10 protein-coding genes are annotated in these 18927 nt (G+C 66.6%); 6 read left to right on the forward strand and 4 right to left on the reverse strand.

Features of this window, described 5'->3' with window-relative positions:
- Positions 1 to 134 precede the first annotated feature (134 nt).
- Positions 135 to 943 (forward strand): IS5 family transposase gene (locus GSY65_RS00205; protein WP_443043179.1). Its coding sequence is split into 2 segments (ribosomal slippage): positions 135 to 492 and positions 492 to 943, totalling 810 coding nucleotides; the frame shifts between segments, so codons are not numbered across the junction.
- A gap of 503 nt (positions 944 to 1446) precedes the next feature.
- Positions 1447 to 2193, forward strand: coding sequence for an alpha/beta hydrolase (locus GSY65_RS00210; protein ID WP_381203368.1), 747 nt, complete (start codon positions 1447 to 1449; stop codon positions 2191 to 2193).
- Between the two features lie 1158 nt (positions 2194 to 3351).
- Here the strand turns inward: GSY65_RS00210 and GSY65_RS00215 are convergent.
- The gene (locus GSY65_RS00215) at positions 3352 to 4011 is read right to left on the reverse strand and encodes a hypothetical protein (protein WP_159765114.1); all 660 of its coding nucleotides are present in this window, start codon (positions 4009 to 4011) and stop codon (positions 3352 to 3354) included.
- Positions 4012 to 4098: 87 nt separating this feature from the next.
- On the opposite strand from GSY65_RS00215, the gene GSY65_RS00220 reads away from it, so the two are divergent.
- Positions 4099 to 4973, forward strand: a protein-coding gene (locus GSY65_RS00220; RefSeq protein WP_443043178.1) for an IS5 family transposase whose coding sequence is annotated in 2 segments (ribosomal slippage) — positions 4099 to 4488 and positions 4491 to 4973 — 873 coding nt in all. Because the reading frame shifts where the segments join, the coding sequence is not laid out codon by codon here.
- A 21-nt stretch (positions 4974 to 4994) separates the two neighbouring features.
- On the opposite strand, the gene GSY65_RS00225 is transcribed toward GSY65_RS00220, so the two are convergent.
- Both GSY65_RS00225 and GSY65_RS00230 read right to left on the reverse strand, forming a co-directional pair.
- A complete protein-coding gene (locus tag GSY65_RS00225; RefSeq protein ID WP_159765116.1) occupies positions 4995 to 6191 on the reverse strand; it encodes a helix-turn-helix domain-containing protein in 1197 nt (398 codons plus the stop codon).
- 889 nt (positions 6192 to 7080) lie between these two features.
- The gene (locus GSY65_RS00230; RefSeq protein ID WP_159765118.1) at positions 7081 to 7320 is read right to left on the reverse strand and encodes a hypothetical protein; all 240 of its coding nucleotides are present in this window, start codon (positions 7318 to 7320) and stop codon (positions 7081 to 7083) included.
- A gap of 282 nt (positions 7321 to 7602) precedes the next feature.
- Between GSY65_RS00230 and GSY65_RS00235 the strand changes: the two genes are divergently transcribed.
- Positions 7603 to 8427, forward strand: a complete 825-nt coding sequence (locus tag GSY65_RS00235) for a hypothetical protein (protein WP_159765120.1) — start codon at positions 7603 to 7605, stop codon at positions 8425 to 8427.
- 396 nt (positions 8428 to 8823) lie between these two features.
- Here GSY65_RS00235 and GSY65_RS00240 read toward each other — a convergent pair whose 3' ends face one another.
- Positions 8824 to 13008, reverse strand: a complete 4185-nt coding sequence (locus GSY65_RS00240; RefSeq protein ID WP_159765122.1) for a hypothetical protein — start codon at positions 13006 to 13008, stop codon at positions 8824 to 8826.
- A gap of 1133 nt (positions 13009 to 14141) precedes the next feature.
- Between GSY65_RS00240 and GSY65_RS00245 the strand changes: the two genes are divergently transcribed.
- Positions 14142 to 18110, forward strand: coding sequence for an NACHT and WD repeat domain-containing protein (locus tag GSY65_RS00245; RefSeq protein ID WP_159765124.1), 3969 nt, complete (start codon positions 14142 to 14144; stop codon positions 18108 to 18110).
- Between the two features lie 153 nt (positions 18111 to 18263).
- On the forward strand, positions 18264 to 18839 hold the full coding sequence (locus GSY65_RS00250) for a hypothetical protein (RefSeq protein ID WP_159765126.1): 576 nt from the start codon (positions 18264 to 18266) through the stop codon (positions 18837 to 18839).
- Positions 18840 to 18927 lie beyond the last annotated feature (88 nt).

Raw genomic sequence — 18927 nt, forward strand, 5'->3', positions numbered from 1 at the left:
AGGAGGTCTGTCTCCGCCCTAGATCCCCGGCCTCACGAACGGGCCGTTCCCCCACGCACGTGGGGGTCTATCCCCGGTCTGGGGCGGCTGCCACGACACCGTTTCTAATGGCGTGATCACTCGTTGAGCCGTGCATGACTGATCTGGTGGAGCGGTTGGTGCCGGACGAGTTGTGGACGCTGTTCCGGCGGGTGGTCCCGTCGACGGAGGTCATACGCCCGCAAGGCGGCGGGAGACGGCGGGCGAGTGACCGTGAATGTCTGGCAGCGATCATCTTCGTGGCCACCTCGGGCTGCACGTGGCGGCAGCTTCCGCCGGTGTTCGGGCCGGCCTGGCCCACCGTCTACCGGCGCTTCGCCCAGTGGAGTCGGGACCGTGTCTGGGCTCGGCTCCACCGCGTCATCCTCGACGAGCTCGGCGCACGGGGTGAGTTGGACTGGTCGCGGTGCGCCATCGACTCGGTCAGCCTGCGGGCCGCAAAAGGGGGCCGTTGACCGGACCGAATCCGACCGACCGCGGCAAGCCGGGATCGAAAATCCACCTGATCACCGACCGGAACGGACTGCCGATCTCTCTGGGGATCTCGGGCGCCAACATGCACGACAGCCTCGGCCTTGAACCGCTCGTGCGCGGGATCCCACCCATCCGGTCCCGCCGCGGCCCACGGCGACGAAGGCCGGCGAAGCTGCATGCGGACAAGGGCTACGACTACGACCACCTGCGCCGATGGCTCCGCAAACGCGGCATCCGCCACCGCATCGCACGCAAGGGCATCGAGTCCTCAAAGCGGCTCGGCCGACACCGCTGGGTCGTCGAGAGAACCGTGTCCTGGCTCGCCGGCTGCCGTCGTCTCCACCGACGCTACGAGCGCAAGGCCGAACACTTCCTCGCCTTCGTCGGCATAGCCGCAGCCCTCATCTGTCACCGTCGCCTCACCAAATGAAACGACGTCCACGTCCAAGCGCCCTCTTCCCCACCATATGGGGGTCCGTCCGCGGCAACACCCTCCCTGGTCGTTCTGCCTCCCCCACGTCCCCCCACACGTGTGGAACTTTCACCAACAAGGTGGCTAACCCGGACTCCCACTCGTCTCCCCAGGTCAGGGAGCTACCCCTATGGCCTTCTTATTTCGGTGCGCTGGGAATTCTCATGCGATGTCATCACGACTTCTCGCTCGATGTCTCTTCGTCTCGGCTCTGACCTGCACAGGCGAGTGACATCGAGATGAGGGAATCGGTGACACCGAAACGAGAAGTCGCACGTGAAGCTCGTGGAGACCCTCTGCGACCAGGCCTGGATCCTCAGCCGCGGCACGGTCCACGGTCACGGCCCCGTGCCGGGGTCAGCGTCGCCGACGCCTACCTGGGCGCGTCCGACATCGATGAGCAAGTACACGACGGCGGACAGCCTTCGCGTCCGGATGAGAGGAAGTAGCAACGATGCTGCCTGACGCAGACCCATTCTCGGCCCCGGGAGGATCCGACGGCGCCCTCGTGGTCCACGGGTTCACCCCAGTCCATGAAGCCCCTGGCCAAGGCGTTCGCCGCAGCGGGCTTCGCCGTGGAGCTGCCACTGCTGCCCGGTCACGGGACGCACGTCAGTGACATGAACGCCACCAGCTGGCAGGACTGGTCCGAGGTCATCGACAAGGCGTATGTGGACCTCGCCTCGCGCTGCGACCGTGTCGTGGTCGCGGGCCTGTCGATGGGCGGTGCCCTGACCGCCTGGCTCGCCTCCCGGCACCCGGAGATCCTGGGGATCATCGTGGTCAACCCCCTCATCGACCCCACCGCGCCGCTGTGGGCCGCGCTGACGGCCGCCGGGGAGGCCGCGGACGGCGAGTACCTGCCTGAGGTCGGGTCCGACATCGCCCTGCCCGGTGTGGTGGAGTCGGCCTACGACGCCGTCCCGATCGCGCCGCTGAGGTCCCTCAACGAGGCGCTGGCGGGCCTGGTCCAGGCACTGCCGCAGATCACCTCGCCGGCCCTGGTCTTCGTCAGCCCCCAAGACCACGTCGTCGACCCAGCCTCCTCCCAGCTGCTCGTGGCCCGGAGCAGCGGAGAGGCGACGCTGGTGGAACTGCCGAACTCATACCACGTCGCCACCCTCGACTACGAGAGTGATCTCATCAACGAACGGTCCGCGGCCTGGGCCACCGAGCTGTGCCGGCAGAACCGCCAGACCGCTGGATAACGGCTGATCGGCACGCGGGGCGCGTGCTTCCCGCCGCCTCAGGAAAGCTTCAGCCGTGCAGTGGGCGAGGCGGGCGCGGACGAGTTGCCGGCATCGGCGCTTACGCCCGTACTCCTCTGTGGTTCTCGCCTGGAAGTCTGCATCTTCCGCCGCGATGGCTCTGACGGCGCAGGTCTCGGCCCAGTTCAGCAGCCGCGTGAGTGCGTGCCGTACCTGGGCGTCGCGGTGCCGGGCTGTGCCAGACAGGTCGCAAATGAACCAGCGCGGGCGGCTGCTGGGGTTACCGTGAGCGACACGGCGCCAGGCGGCGAGATTGAGGAGCAATAGGCGAAAGCCCTCGACGCCCCGCCCGCGGTCAACGCCGCAGGTCACAGCGCCTTGCCGGTGCTGTCCAGGGCGCCAGGAGCACTGGGCGCGGCGCCCGCAAGGGGCGCAGCCGTGCATTGGGGCGCCCGGGCGCAGACGGCCACAGCATCCAAAGCTGGCAGACGATCCCTGTTTGCGTGCGGGTCTTGAAATCCTGCCCCACACGCAGTGGCCGGACCGAAAGAGCGAGCCGGCCGCGTCGGGAGTTGCTTCAGCCGGGTTGGGATTGCAGGAAGAGGGCCCGTCCGCCAGCCGCAATCTGGTGCTGCTCGGCCCCGTTAATAGGGTGCTCCCGGTTTCGGCGGATGCAAGTGCAGACGACTGTCCATTCGCCGGTGGAACGAACTACTCGGACGGACGGCGTTCACTTTGAGAGACGAGCATGGAGCAGCTTCGCCTTACTGCCTGCGTCCCAGCCCGCTGACGATTCTCCTCACACAGCGCACCGGAGCAGGACCACGGTCAGGACGCCCTCGTACACATACAGACTGTGTGCACTCCCCTATCCCTCTGGGGTTGGTTCTCTTTTTTACATCGGTGCATCTGTCCGGCCAGTATGTCATCGCCCTACCAGTGCCACAGTCACAGCGAAAGGATACGGGCACCTGCGACGGGCATCGCGTGATTCCACGGATGCGTGCGATTTTCGGAGTACTTCGAGAGGGCGCATGGGCCACCCTACACGCCGCACTATCTTCAGATCCTCTTATCAGCCGGTGTACACATTGATGGGAAGAGAGGATGTTTTTGGCGTGCCAGCTTCACGGCGGCCCGACTGTCCCGAGGCGGATCCTATTCATTTTCCTTACGGGAACGCCATTTCCTGAACCGGGACGAAAGACCGGTTGTCGCATAGGGGGGAAGTCCTTCGCCGAACCCCTGGAGCTTTTCGTAGGCCTTTTTGAGCTGACCCTCGGTGGGGAACATACTGAACTCGACGGCCATCTCGAGGACGTCTTCCATCGTGATCACCTGGAGGTCGCGGCCTGCCGCGATGGCCTGGCCGGCGCCGTCATCGATGGCTACCAGGACCTCGTGACCGAGGTCCTGGTAGTGCACACCGTGCGCCACGACGACGGCTTCCCCCAGATCCCTGCGCTCGCGCAGGGCGTCTTCGAACTGACGCCCGCGTACGTCTTCGAAGACCTCGACCACACGGGGTGGGGCGGACTCGGCCTGGAGTGCGGGAAGGACCCGCACGTGCCGGCTGGCGGCCAGGCGGGTCCACCGGAGCCTGATCCCGGGGTATTTCCGGTCCTTGCCGACAACCTCGTCGCAGACCTCCTGCGGTACGAGAAGTACCAGGTCGGCCTTGCGGAGAACCTCTACGAGCAGGGCGTGGAGATTGGCGCCGACAAAGTGCACGCAGATGACCGCATCCAGGATGCAGACCGGTTCACGCTGCTCCGGCGAAGCCTCTTCGCCAGCTTCTTCCACCTGCTGCTCGGGCAATCCCCCACCCCTTCGAAGCCCCCGTCAGGACCACTCTACTAGGGTGTGTGTCGAAAGTGGATCTTGAACGTGAGATGATCTTGCTTCGTGGCACGTGGAGATCTGACGGACGCGCAATGGGCGGTGCTGGAACCGCTGTTGCCGAAGGGCAAGAAGCCCGGACGGCCGCCGACGTGGGCCAGGCGGCAGCTGATCGACGGCATACGGTTCCGGGTCCGTACTGGCGTTCCGTGGCGGGACCTGCCCGCCGAGTACGGGCCGTGGGGCCGGGCGTACGACTTGTTCCGGCGGTGGCAGCGGGACGGCACCTGGCATCGGATCTTCACCGCGCTCCAGGCCCGGGCCGACGCGAAAGAGCTGATCACCTGGGACATCAACGTCGACTCCACGGTGTGTCGGGCCCACCAGCACGCCGCCGGGGCAAGGAAAAAGGGGAGCTGCAGAAGGAGCCGCCCGGCGGCGTCGGCGTCGAGCCCGACGACCACGGCCTCGGCCGCTCGCGCGGTGGCCTGACCACCAAGCTGCACCTGGCCGTCGAACAAGGCCAGAAGCCCATGTCCATCGTGATCACGGCCGGCCAGCGGGGCGACTCCCCGCAGTTCGAGCCTGTCCTGAACAAGATCCGCGTCCCGCGTCTTGGCCCAGGCAGGCCGCGCACCCGGCCCGATCGTGTGCGCGCCGACAAGGCGTACGCCTCCCGGAAGAACCGCGCTTACCTGCGGCAGCGCAGGATCCGCTGCACCATCCCGGACAAGGCCGACCAGGCCCGCAACCGCAAGAAACGCGGCTCGCGCGGCGGCCGACCGCCGAAGTTCGACCCGCAGGACTACAAGGCTCGGCACGCGGTCGAGTGCGGCATCAACCGCCTCAAAAGGCACCGGGCCGTGGCCACGAGGTACGACAAGCTCGCGGTCCGCTACGAGGCGACCGTCCTCGTAGCGGCCATCAATGAATGGCTGTGACCAGCACATTCGATACACGCCCTAGTCCTTCGCCAGCCCGCGGGCTACCAGCCGCGAGAGATCGGCTCGGCGGGGGGCCGGAGGATTGGGGACTATACCCGCATCTTTCAGCCGGGCTTCCACTTCTTCCGGCTTGCTGTCCTCCAGCATGGCCAGGGCACGGACTCCGATGTGGTTCTGCCGGTACGCTTCGACGGCTCTTTCGAGGATGCGCCGCGGAGCCCGAACCGCCTTGGCGGATTCCTGCTCCTGCTGATATGCGGGGCCCCAGCCGTATTGCTGTGCCAATTGGGCACCGGTGGGCCCTTGCAGTCTGTTTTTCTGCTCCTTCGTGATGAGTGACATTGATTCGAGCTGGATGAGGATCACCATGAAACTGACTCGGAAATGGCGTGCGAGGAGAGCGGCTGTGCGCTCATCCATCACGCCTTTTTCTGGCAGTCCTTCCGCGGAAAGCCACGCCGTAATGCCTTCTTCAGGAGCCAGCAGATTGCGGGCAAAAGCGTCGCAGCGTTTCTCGCCCGGGGTTCTTTTGCCATCGAGTTGATGCGCTTCGGTGCCGTCGTTCCACAGCAGATGACCGAGTTCGTGCGCAAAGCTGAAACGCTGCCGTTCTGGGACATCGCAGGCCCGGACGGCGATGAGTGTAATGTCACGCTCCGGATCCGTGGCGGTGAATCCCTCTGTGGTTTTCGGGAGCCTCAGGACTGCCGTGTCCACGCCGGTGAGCTGTTCGATCAGCTCATCGACGTCGGCGATGGGAGCGCAGCCAAGGTGGAGCAGTTCCCGCACCCGTTGGGCCAGCACCCGGCCCTGCTCCTCGCGGGGCAAGTCTTCATCCGGCACGGACAAGGAGCCATCGGTCTTCCGGTGCCGCACCGCAACGGGGCCCAGCTTGTCCAGCCGGGCGTCCAGTTCCAGCACCTCCAGGGTGCGCCGCAGAGCTTCCTCCCGCTCTGCGGCCACCACCTCATTGATACGGGCCGCGATCCGTACCCTGCCGCGCACCGGATTCCCGCTGGTCAGCAGCCGCACTGGAATGTCCAGCGCAACGGCGAGCCGATCCAGCTCGGCGAGCGTCACAGTGGCGCGAGCGCCGTTTTCGATACGGGTCAAGGTCGATTGGGAGAGCTGAGCGCGAGAGGCGAGCTGGCGCTGATTGAGCCCAGCACGCTCACGTTCGCAGCGGATCCGCTCCCCCACAAGCACGAGATCCACGTAGCACCTCCTTCAGAATCAATTCTACCGGCCTGATTCACGCTGGCCAATGGCATGTGTATCACCTGGGACTGACAAGCCTGGAACTACGGCAGACTCAACGCCCCAGCTGTCCCCTTCTGGGCGTATGGGTTTTGCCATGGCCGCTGGTGCGTTCTGGGGCGAAGCAGGCGTGCCCAGCGCGCGGGCCCGTCTTTGCCGAGCGGCTCCGCAAGGCAGCCGGTTGCCCGTGTGCCCGGCTGGGGCGTGCCTGTGCAGGGGTGTCCCCCACCGTCCCTGCGTCGCGGCATCTGACACGGGCGGCGACGGAGCGGTTAAGGCGCAGCCGGGTGCGCCTTCCTTCGGTGCGGCCCGCGAAAGGGAGGCGCCGGCGCGCGGCCAAAGCGGGCAGGTCGGCGAGATCGCGCTTGGGTGGCCGTAGGGGCCCCGGGCTGGCGCTGTGAGCTGCCTCCGTCTCCTTTCGTGATCGGCTGCTGGCCCTGTGATGTCGGTGGGGCCGCTCGTCCTGGTGGCCACTGCGGCCGCGCGGCTGAAGCACCTGGCCGGTTGCCGCGGCCGCCTGTGCCAAGCGTCCCGGCGCGTGCTGCAAGGGCACGCGGTTGCCCGGACAGGAGCGGGCAAGATCACCTCGGCGCTTCACCGAGAAAGGCCGGCGGTGGTCCCGGCCGCTGGGTCAGGCGCGCGTTCGAGGGCTGGGGGTGGCGGCGGCGCGCTTGACCTGGCTGTCCGTGGCTGTTGAGGCTTCGTGCGCCTACGGCTGCCGTCGGATGCAGGGCCCTCAATTGCTGCCTCGGCTGGGCTCGTTTGCTTCGGGCGCCGTGGCTCTCCGAGCGGGTGCGGGCCGCGCCGCTGAACAGAACGCCTGGCCGCCGCTGCCTCACGGCTCGCCTCAACATGCAGGAAGATCCGTCTCCTGACGCCCGGCCTGGTACGAGCAGGGTGGCGACGGTACCTGCTGCCCGGCGCCTCCTGGTTCCTGCCCCTGGAGCAGGAGCAGGAGCAGTGTCACGACGACGGCCCCCACGGTGATGGGTGTCGCCAGTTCTTTCCACTTGTGGGCCGCGTAGGCGGTCAGCAGACCGATCAGGAGCAAGACAATGAGGTCCAGGTCGCCGTGCCACATAACCATCCCTGTGCCCTTTCGGCTCGGACCTGATCGCCCCGCCCGGGCGGGCGGGCGGGCGGGCGATAGAGGCTTCGTTCGATGGGCTCCTGGTCGGGAGTGCCAAAAGCCCTGCCCTCACAGGTTTGTAGTGATCACCGCCGGATCCTGGCCGACAGAATCGGGGGTGTTCCCACCGCGTGCTGCGGGCTGTCGGTCACCCGGGCTTGCGATAGTGGTCATGTGGTGTGGGGAGATCTGACCGAGCGAGGCCTGGTCCTGGGAGACTTGTACGGGTGGCCGGGGTGGGTGATCGAGGTTGATATCGACTGGCGGACGTGGAGCGCCACCCGGGTCCGGGACGTCCCGCCGCAGCGCACGCGGCGCAATTCCCGGCGGCCATGTGATGACCCTGAGTTGGTAGAGCGGATCAAGAAAGCGGCGGAGGCAGCACGTGAGGCACCCCGCAGCGGGATCTGGCTTGTCTCCCTCGGTCTTCCCTCGCCCCACGGGAAGAAGAAGGACGGGGTGCGGTTGCGTGCCCAGACCATCGCGGCACTGTACGAGTGCGCGCTCAACTTCGGGCTGTCTCCCCGGCGGGCCATCTCCGAGGTCTACGGGCTTCGTGTGTCCGAGGCGCCCGGTGAGCGCGCGCAGTACTCCCGAACATTGGAACGGTGGATCGAACAGGCCCGCAAAACGATCAACCCGGAGACGGACAGACCCTACCTGCCGGCCTATGACCCCGAGATGCACGCGCCGCGGTTGTGGCCGATCGGCCGGGGGCACCCGCTCGAGCCCCGCCGCGCCCAGCCGGCGCTGCCGGAGCCAGTGAGGCAGGGCCCATACGCCGGGCGCACCCTGGCCTTGCGGGTGACCCGAACGCCGCCGCCGACGGTGGAAGCGCACGAGGCTCAGGAGCGCGGGCGGCGGCTGATCGGGCTGGATTTGATCATCGAGGGGCGATGGTCCCACGGTGAAGACCTGCCCTCTCTTCCGCTCCTGCGGGCTGTCAACCCTGCTCAGACCCCCCGCCGGGTACAGGCCCTGGTACAGGAGCTGGAAGCACGCTTCCCCGGGGCCAAGGTCACAGCGACCGTCAGCGCGCAGGCGATGGGCAACCCAGTGACGTGAACTGGCCCTGTTCGGCCGATGCCCCGCTGCCAGGCACGACGCGTCCGCGTCGTGCTGCACCGCGAAGAGACAGAGAAGGTCTTGTCTGCCCGCACCGACCTTGCCCCGTCTGCGGATTCAAGAGGAGGTTTCTGCCGGACATTGCGACAGGAAGTGGCCGGGCATCACCGTTCGTGGCTGCCCCCTTGTTGACGCAAGCGGGGGCATGAAAAGCATCTGAAGCGGCTCAAGGATGACGACGCCCCTTTTGCGGCCTCTTGAGAGCGAGGCTGCTTCGAGGCCCCGCCGTGCCCGACGGCCGCCGGCCTGGCAAGGCTGCAGCGTGGCTCTACGAGGTGTCGCCAAGGCAGGCATTGTGCCGATCCCGCGGGTCCTCACGACCGAGTTGACTGTTCGTCACGGTGAGTTCGGACTTTCGTGGGATGGGTTCGGTGCTTTGCGCCAGGCGCTGTCCTCGCTCGGCAGCCGGCAGTCCAGCACGTGTGCGGCGACGAGTAGCTGTTCGTCCTGTACGAGGAGGCGCGCTTGCTCGACCTGCTGGCTGCGGACATCGTCGATTTCGTGGCCGGTGCTGGGGCAACCGCGCCTATGGGCGTTCCAGCGTGTGGAGTCGAAGTAGCCGACCAGCAGCAGACCTGCGGTGTGTGGTTCGCTGAGGTAGGCGCGCAGTTGGGTACGCGTGGCGGTGGGCAGTTCGTGGTTCCAGCATCCTTTCGCTTCGATCACTACTCGGATGGTGTGCTGGCCGGTGCCGGGCGCAGAGGGGGCCTCGATCTGGAGATCGGTTCTCAGTCCGGGCAGGCCGGTGCGTCGTACCTGCACTTCCCGGTTGACGACGACGCGGTGTCCTCCGATGTCGCGGCGGAGGAAGGAGGCGACTGCGTCGCTGAGGTCGTCCTCCCAGCAGGGCCAGCACCGAGTGTTGGCCTCGAATCGGCTGCGGTCGCGGTTCCAGAGGTTGACGGCAGTGCCGTTGTATCCCTGCAGATCCTCCTGCATGGCGGAGAGTGATTCGCGGACCAGGTCGAGGAGTTGGCGGGCATCTCGTACCAGACGCGTTTGAGTGTCGGTCGCGAGGCGGATGAGCTGTTCGGGTTCGAGGGGCAGCGCATCTCGGTCGGCTGCTGCCCTGGCCGTGGCACGGCCGTATACGCGTAGTTGCGAAACGCCCGGGTGTGTCTGGGCAAGGCGGCGCAAAGCGGCTGCTGCGGAAGAGGTCGCCCTTGAGGCGAGTAGGCGTGGCACGTGCTGCAGCAGGTCGACGAGGCGGTCGTCGGGCTGGATGCCGAGCTGGGGGTGGCGTTGCAGGCGGGCGAGGCTGTCCTCGTCGAGCAAGAGGGTGTAGAGCTCGGCCAGCGTGTCGTCGTCGAGGCGGTGAAAGGACCAGGTGTCGGGGTCGTGTCGGGTGAGCTGGCTGCGGTATTGCTGCAGGACGGAAGCGTCGCTGAGGGCGCGCCGTAGTGCGGGCCAGGAGGTGGCCAGGCTGTGGTGGTGGGGCATGGACTGGGCTGCGAGCAGCCATCGCTGCCGTGCCGGATCGTCCGGTTGCCGCGTTCGCGGGTCGGCGTCCAGGGCTTGGGCGAGTTGAGTGAGGGCCTGGGGGTCGTGTGCTGCAGCGAGTTCGTCGACAACGGCGTGCCACTGCTCGGGACTGCGTTCAGTATGCAGGGCCCAGGTGTGCAGAGTTGGTCTGAGTGCGTAGGTGGGCGGGCCCCCCAGGGCGCCGGCCAGGGTGCGCACGGTGTGGATCGAGGCGTGGTCCAGGGTGTCAGTCAGTCGTGGCGGGAGGTGGTCTTGGGCTCGCTCGACGCACAGCGGCAGCCAGGTGGCGCGGGTGATGTTCTCTCTGGATTCGTAGGCGGGGGCGGCGGCGAGGGCGAGGGCCCAGCCGGCCCAGTGCTCGGGGGTGACGTCCAGGGCCATGGGATCGGGGATCAGGGCGAAGGCGGTGAGTTCGGCAGCTGGGCGCGGGTCGCCGCCCGCGTTGAGGAGAGCGGTCGCGGTGAGTGGAAGCAGCTGCCTCAGGAGGTGGGCTGCTGCCTGGGCCAGACGCGCACCGAGGTCGCTGTCGGCCGCCGGACGGGACGGCGCGTGGGAGGCGTAGCTGAGCAGGCTCGCGTTGTGGCGGGAGGGGGAGCCGTCCGGGGTGCGGTGCAGCTGCTGAAGCACCTCGTTCCACGCAGGGAGCGGATCGCCCGCGTCGCTGGTGGCGATGACCTCCTCGATCGCGGTGTTCAGTGCTGCTGCGTCGAAGCGGCGTTTTTGGGCTGCGGCTTCCCGGCGTTCGGCCCGCTCTTGTTGCTGACGGGGGTAGATCTCCCACTGGAAGGCGGTGGCGGCGGCGAGTGTGGGATGAGCACGGCGGGCGGCCTCGCCTCGGGCTTTGGCGTCTGCGTTCGTGGGTGGGGTGAAGCGGACGGCGTGTGAAGCCAGGTCCGCGTTGGCGGTGATGAGTTGGTCCCAGTGTTCCATCCAGTACAGCGCGTCGGCGCCAGGGAGGATGGCGTCTTGGGGGATCACGCTGAGGGCGGTGGAGAGCTGCTCTTCGTCGCTGTGCTGGAGCGTGTGGAGGGCGACCTCGCGGCGGGTGTGGGGGCATGCTCCGAGGGCGTCCGCGAGATCCTCCAGAGCGGCCTGCATCGGGTCGGTGTAGAGGAGGTCCTCGCCGTGGTCGACGAGGTGGAGGATGGCCCTGCTGACCAGGGGAACGAGATCTGCGGTGGGGGTGTCTTCGTTGAGGGTGACCGCGCGTGCGAGCAGGCTGACGGCCAGGGGGCAGCTGACGGGGGTGGTGGAGTCTGGCTTCAGTGCGTCCTGTGCCCAGGTGACGGCTTCGACGACGGTGGTGCCATCGATACGCTCTGGAATTTCGCGCCGCAGCCGATCGGCCACTCCCCCGAAGTCCTGATCACTATCGCGGAAACGGGCGAGGAGATCCGCCAACGGCAGGTGCTCTGGGTAGAGGCGGTCCAGTGCCGCGGCGACCACCTCGCGTGAGGTGTCGTCGGTCAAGGCGGTCAATCGGGCGATCGTCTGCCTGGGGGCGGGCAGGGTGATACCGGTCAGGGCCGCAGTCCGCATAGAACCGTCGTAGCTGAGGTTTTCGGCGACTGCCATGAGAGCGTCGTTCAGTTCGGGATGAGGACATGCCCAGGCGATCTCGAGGGCCGCATACATCAGATGTGGGGCACTGGCCGTTGTCAGGCGTGCCTCGAGTTGTGCAGGTAGGTCTGGATGATCCAAGCGGTGCAGCAGGCTGGGGTCGAGGGTGAGGGTGCTGTCCCGCTCCAGCGCGGTGAACAGGGCGTCGACGGTACGCGCGCGCTCGGCGGCAGGCATGCTGGGCAGGTCGGCCAGCAGAAGGATGAGCGGGGCGTCACGCAGAAGGTCGGCGAAAAGGACGGGATCGCTGGTGGCGCGCCAGGCGGCTACTTCCTGATGAGCGGGGATGACGTGGCGGGCGTCGCCGTCACCGATCCACAGGAGCTGGCGTTGCGGTTCTGGCTGCATGGCACGCGTGCGCAGGAAGTACGCGGCGAGGAATTCGCGGTAGCTGTCGTGGGCGAACACCCACCGCAGTTCACCGACCGGCGCCAGGAGCCCCGACTCGGTCACCTGACGCAGCTCCCACAGCGTGCACGGGACCTGACTGTCCAGGTGTCCGGGTTCATCGCCGCCGTCCAGGCGTGAGAGCCGCAAGTCGGCTGCGGAGGCGCCCCCTTCGGCGGGGGTGTCGGCCACCGCTGTGTAGGGGCCGAATTGCAGGGCTGCCGCCAGGCGCGCCGCGACGGCCAGCAGATGTTCGGGAGAGCTCTCGGCCTGAAGCTGGCGGCGGTCGGTGGGGCGCCGGTGTTCGGTACAGAGCCTCAAGCACGCTTGCAGATAAGCGTCTTGTGCAGTTTTGGGCAGACTGGCGTTCGTTTGGTAGCTGTCGAGGAGCTGCAGCAGAGTGACGGGGTGCGTGGCGAGTGCCATAAGTCCTTGCTGGCGGACCGCTTGGAGGAATGCCTCGGTGTCCGTGACTTTGAATGCCTGCGCGGCGAGGGCGACGTCGTCACGGCTCAGGGGCGCCATCGCCATGATCTTGAGGTCCGTCCAGCGTTGCCGCAGAGCATCCTCCAGGCGCGCGGGCCAGCGGGCGCTGCGGCATGTGATCCGCAGCCGCAGGGCTTTGAGAGCCTCTTGGGGAAGAGTTGCGAGGACGTCGTCCATGAGCTGATCCAGTTGGGGAAGGTCGTTGAGACCCTCGTCCAAGCCGTCGAGCAGGACGTGCCACTCCCCCGCTTCGGTGGAGGGCGGCGTCAGTGCCTGTCGAAGCCGCGTCTGCGCCGATTCCATGGTGGTGCACTGTTTCAGCTCCAACCAGGCAGCCGGCACACCCTCCTTGCTCAGAGCCTCGTACTCCTGAAGGAGGGCGACGCTCTTGCCCAGGCCACGCTCACCACGAAGGACAAGCACTGCCGTGCTGCGCTCTTGGGCCAGCAGCACGCCGGCCTTCGAGTTGGCTGGTGGCCAGCCGTAACGGCCCTGCGCCGGTGGCTCGTCCAGCAAGAACAGTCGCCGCTGCCACGGGAGCCGCATGAGGTGGCCTCCTGAGATTCCGGGACTGCCTGCCGCGGCCCCACCGTGAACGGAAGTCCATTGTGATGCCTGCTGACTGCGCTGATGCGCGACACGGGCGTCACGAGGGAATGCTGGGAGCAGGCAGACTCCGGTGCGGTTCACGGACCGAAGGGGCCGGCCGTGGAGTCTTCCGCTTGAGAACAGGGCACTGCAGAAGTTGTGCCAGTCGGGCACAGGTACAACTCCTGCCGGGTCGCGATGATCTTGGTCGTCGCGTGCGTTGAAGGCCGCTCTACTCAGGGCTGTCCCGCGTCTTGGCTAAGGACCCGTGCCATGTGGACGATGCCGCGCGGGACGCGGGACAGGCTGGTGGCGACCGTTACGGCTCCGCCAGCGGTCAGTAGGGCCAGGTACCAGTCGAAGCCCTGGGTAAGCATCCAGCCTGTGAAGAGCAGCACGCTGAGAGTCTGAACGACCTGCGGCCAGGTGACGGTGCGGACCGGCGGAACGGAGTGGGCTGGACATGCATTCTCCGTAACACGTGACAAGTTGGCCACCATGAGCCTCCTAAGAGCCATCAGTATGTGACTGATGTGTCGCATACGAGGGGAATGATCAGGTGCGTGACCGTCGGCGCCGCACCTGTCGTAGGGCATCAGCCGCAGAACGTCCCGAGGGCTCGTGCGGCAATCGATACCGGGATCCAGGCCAACATATGTGCAGCGGTGGACTGATGGCATGGGTGGAACTGTCCGGATGGGCAGAGTCTCCCGGGATCGGACGGCTGAACTCATTCACGCTGAGCACACGCGACATCCAACCGGACAGCGACGTTCTGCCCGCATGGATCAATTTCGCACACGAAGACCATTCCAGCGGATCAAAAAAGGAGCAGGGACGGCCAGAAAGGACTGGACTTCGATCATCGGGTGGTGCAGATGTCGCGTGCGGGACACCTGTCTCCCGGTTCGACGGCGGTCCTCCTGTCACATGTCACGAACCAGGAGCATATGCTTTAGATCTCCTTGACTGCGCTGCCGCCGGCGCGGACAGCAGATCGGACAACGAATCGGACGGCCCCGCAGTGCAAGCGGCGGGTATCGCGCAGTATGGTCTGGTCAGTTGTTGGGTGCCGCTTATCAAGGAGACCCGTGAGCGAACTTCCGCCGCAGGCACCGATGTCACCCTCTGCCGAGGACTGCAAAGATCCGTTCGCTTTCGGCGAGGCATTCACGAGATTGCGCAGTCGGGCGAGGATTTCTCTGCGGATGCTGCAGAAGTCATGCGCGGAGGACCATCCGGTCAGTCATTCGACTATCGAGCACTGGGGGAAAGGGGGGGTTGTATCGGAGTCCAACGAGCCGGCATTCCGGCTCGTGCTGCAGAAACTGGGGGTGACCCAGCAAGCTGATCTGGAGGCATGGCTGCAGGCTGCCCGCGCTTTGCGGTCCTGGCGTCAGCGACCGTCGATCGCCGGGCCTTACCGCGGTCTGAAGAGTTACGACTCCGACTACGCTCAGGTCTTTTTCGGTCGGGAGCTGCTCGTCAAGCGCGTTCTGAGTGAACTGGAGGCTGTACGGGGCAAGGGAGGCACGATCCTACTGACCGGCGCTTCCGGCACAGGCAAGTCCTCGCTTCTGAAGGCCGGCGTCGTTCCGGCCCTGCGCGCTGGCAAGTTACCTGGCAGTGCCGACTGGCCGACAGTGAGCATGATTGCCGAAAGCGACGAACCGGACCCCTTGGACAGTCTCGCAAAGGCAATGGCTTCCTGCGCAGAGGCGGAACTTGCAGAGGTCACCGGGGCGCTGCACAGTGGGCCGCAGGCGGTCGAGGCCCTCATGCAGCAGATCGTCACCCTCGGGCGTGGTGCACGCCCCGGCGGGGGACCAGCGCCAGACGCAGACAGCCGGGTAGTCGTGATCATCGATCAGTTCGAACGGGCTTTGGTCAGCGCCGAGGACGGTCCCGGCAGCGACGAGCGGCTCCAAGCCTTCTACGCCGTTCTGCGCACGATGACGTCCGTACCCACGGCCGCAATTGTGATCTTGAGTGTGCGGCTTGACTTCCTCAACGCTGCCCTGCAGAGCGCTCCTTCGCCAGCGGGGGCGGACAGAAGACCTCCCGTCTTCGTCGAGCCGATCGGTGAGACGGACCTGACTGCCATCATTGAAATGCCCGCTCGCGCTTTCAAAGTGAATCCAGAGGCCGGTTTCGCCGGTTTGGTCCTGGGAGACATCTCCGCACGTGGAGGCCGACTCGCGCACCAGACCGGCGTCCTGCCCTTGCTCTCCCATGCGCTCCAGATGACCTGGGAGCGCGGCGGTGGCCGCGAGATGACCAAAGCCAACTACCGGGCGGTCGGCGGCGTCGAGGGCGCGCTGCGGGTCACCGCTGAAGAGATTTATGCTGCCCTGTCTCCCCGTCAGCAGGAGATCGCGCGGCAGATGTTCTTGAGTCTCGTGCACGTGCAGCACTCCGGTACCGCTACCCGCCGCCAGATCTCCCAGGATGATCTGTTCGACGAGGTCAACTGCGAGGAGGCGGAGCTTGAGGTTGTGCTGGATCGCTTCGTGGAAGGACGGCTGCTCGTCATCGACGACACGACCGTCGAGATCACGCACGAGGCTCTGATGGTCGCCTGGCCGACGCTGCGGGTGTGGCTTGACGCCGACCGCGGCAGCCGCCTGGTTGCGCAGCAGGTCGTGGCCGATGCGCGCGCTTGGGATCAGGCGAAGCGGCCGGTGTCCGACCTGTACTCGGCAAGCCGGCTGCAAAGCGCACAGGCCTGGCGTACGAACTATCCTGCAGATGTCACCGAGTTGTCGCAGGCATTCATCGACGCATCCGTCAGGCAGTCTCAGAAACGAACCCGGCGGCTGTGGGGCACGATCGCCGCGTTGACTGTTCTGGTGATGCTGACAGGTACCTTGGCCGTGGTGGTGTCCTGGCAGAAGAGCGACCTCAAGCAGCAGCGTGATGAGGCGCAGTCCCGGACCCTGGCCAGCCAGGCAAGCATCCTGCGCCACAAGGACGTCAACCTCGCCCGCCAGCTGGCGCTGGCCGCATACCAGATTTCCCCCACCACCGAAGCGCGCTCGGCTCTGATCGAAGCGACGGCTCTCCCGCCGGCCGTTCGGATGCTTGGCGGCAAGGACAGCGGCATCATGTATGCGGTCGGGATTCATCCGGGGGGTGCGGTCGCCGCCGCTGCTGTGGAAGGCACGGTTCGGTTCTGGAACCTGGCCGACGCAGGTCACCCCGCACCGCTTCCGGCCCTGCCCGGTTCCACCTGCCGCAAGTTCTACGCGCTGGCTTTTTCTCCCAGCGGAGATCTGCTGGCCGGTCCCTGCAACGACGGCACCATCCGCTTGTGGAACACGCGTAACCCGAAGGCTCCGGTCGCGTTGCCGGCCCTGCGCGGCCTGGGCGCGAAGGTCTACTCAGTCGCCTTCAGCCCGGATGGCGGCCTGATGGCCGCTGCCATCGCCGAGCCGGAGGCCGACGGCGTCGCCGTCGGAAGCATCCGGCTGTGGTCGGTCACCGGCTCCGCTGTGCAGCCGTTGAGCGCAGCGGTACGTGTCGACGATGCGGCTCCGGCCAAGTCGGTGTCCTTCCGCAATAATCAACAGCTCGCGGTAGGCACCGACGACGGCACCGTGCAGCTGTGGGACATCAGCAGCCCCGACCGACCCACTGACCCGGTGGAAGTCCCGGGAACGACGAAGGCGATTGGCCAGCTGGCTTTCAGCCCTGACGGAAAGCTGCTCGCCGCTGGCGGCGCCGACAACCTGGTCCATCTCTGGTCGACGAGTGGCTCCCGCCCTCGCGCAGAAGGAAAGCCGATCGGCGGCGCGACAAGCTACATCAACGCGGTCGCCTTCTCTCCGGACGGCGCCACACTCGCAATCGCCAGCTCCGACGGCGTCAACGGAATCCGTCTGCTGGACCTCGCCTCTCGTCGGATCATCGCCACGCTTCCGCACCCGGCCCCCGTCACGTCGGTGAAGTTCAGCCCCGACGGCAAGAGCGTGATCACCGGGGCGAACGACGGCACCGCTCGGCTCTGGCCCGTGAACATTCCGACCCTGGAAGGCATGGCCTACATCGTCAGCGCGGCGCGTTTCAGCCCCGATGGCAAAACTTTGGCCATCGGCAGCGCCGACCTGCAACTCTTCGATGTCACCCAGGCACACAGCCCTCATCGTCTCGGGCCGGCCGTCTCCAACCCGGACACGTTCTCCGGCACTGTCGCTTTTGCCCCCAACGGCCGTCTTCTCGCCGAGGGCCGCGGCAGATCCGGAACCGTCCAGCTCTGGAACGTTGCCACCCCCGCACGGCTGTCAGAGCTCGGTCCGCCGCTGGAAGCCCACTCCAAACAGGTCGAGGCTCTGGCCTTCAGCCCAGACAGCACCACCCTGGCCACCGGAGCGCGCGACGGGAGCATGCGCCTGTGGGATGTGCGCACACCCGAGCGGCCGAAGGAGCTCGCCGAGCCCGGCCCATTCGACGGCATGGTGACCGACATCAGGTTCAGTCCGGACGGGCGACTCCTCGTCGCCGGCAGCGCAGACAAGACGGTTCGGTTCTGGGACGTCAGCAACCCGAGAAAGCCCCGACCGTACGGCGCACCCATCACTCCCGCCAATCACTACGTCTTCTCAACGGTGTTCAGTGCGGACGGCTCGCTACTCGCCGTGGGCTTGGCCGACAGCACCGTCCGGCTCTACGACGTCACCGAGCCCGGCCGTCCCGAAGCCATCGGGCAACCGCTGACCGGGCCGGAGGGATATGTCTCCGCCCTCTCCTTTACCAGCGACAGCGCCTTCCTGGCCGCGACCGCCACCGACGGCACGGTGTGGCTCTGGGATCTGCAGGATCGCCGGTCCCCCACCGTATGGGCGACTCTCCGCACAAGCACCGACGCCGTGTACCCGGTCAGCTACAAGCCCCGCTCACGGACTCTGGTCGCCGGGGGTGCCGAGAAGAAGGCCTGGATCTGGAACACCGACGTCACTGAGGCGACCGCCTTGATTTGCCGCACCACAGGGGACCCGCTCACCCCCGAGGAATGGGACAAGTACTTTCCCCCCGACCGTTCCTACGCCCCGCCCTGCCCCTGAGTTCACATGCTCACAAGCGTCCGACAGGCTGTCCGATCTGGGCTTTTGAGCCCGCAGGACAGGGTGGGAGCCGAATCCCGCCGTCATGCTGGAGTCGTCCAGCCGCCACAGGGGCCGCACTGGCCCACTGCAAGAAGGGGACCTCACCCGATCATGAACCTTGCAACACGCCTTCGCCGCGCGGGCCGGAAGCCAGCCGTATGGATCGCGGCCCTGACGACGGCGTTCGGTTTCACGGCTCTGGCACCGTCAGCGGAGGCTGCTCCCTACCCCTACTGCGGTCCGAGCAAGTACGTCGAGAAGATCGAAGTCGCCCATTGGGCAGACGGCCAGTTCCAGGTCGTCCTCACCCCTACGCACGAGGCCCGCTGGCACGCCTTCGCCGCTCTCAACCCCCGCGATGCCGTCGTCGAGCAGTGGCACGCGATCCAGGCGTGCGTGCCCGGGCTCTATGGCGGAGTCGCCGACACGATCTGGGACCAGTTGGAATGCCACCAGCTGAACTCGTGGATGGTCCTGCCTCGGGAAGGAAGCAAGTGGGCGACCGGGGAGACCTACGATCTGGAGAGCTGGCGTCCCGTGCTGCCGCGTGTCGTCTCGGGAGAAGCCCTCATCATCACCGAGTGCCTGAACCACATGGGAGTTGACCCGGCCGGCCCGTTCAGCACCCCCTTCCGCCCCGACGACGGCCAGGTCGACCTGTACCAGGCGAACAGGAACATCGCCTGACACCCCTCAGAGGACGGGCTCATTCGCTGAGAAGCCGTATCTCAACCGATCTTGGAACGTGTGGATCGAACGGAGTTCCTGGTCGGGT

This window comes from Streptomyces sp. HM190 (assembly GCF_009857135.1).
In the GTDB taxonomy this organism is placed as follows: Bacteria; Actinomycetota; Actinomycetes; order Streptomycetales; family Streptomycetaceae; genus Streptomyces; species Streptomyces heilongjiangensis.

What these genes read in the sequence shown, in the direction of transcription:
- GSY65_RS00230 (WP_159765118.1), bottom strand. Translation starts at nt 7,320, where the DNA reads ATGGTTATGTGGCACGGCGACCTGGACCTCATTGTCTTGCTCCTGATC.
- GSY65_RS00250 (WP_159765126.1), top strand. Translation starts at nt 18,264, where the DNA reads ATGAACCTTGCAACACGCCTTCGCCGCGCGGGCCGGAAGCCAGCCGTA.
- GSY65_RS00240 (WP_159765122.1), bottom strand. Translation starts at nt 13,008, where the DNA reads ATGCGGCTCCCGTGGCAGCGGCGACTGTTCTTGCTGGACGAGCCACCG.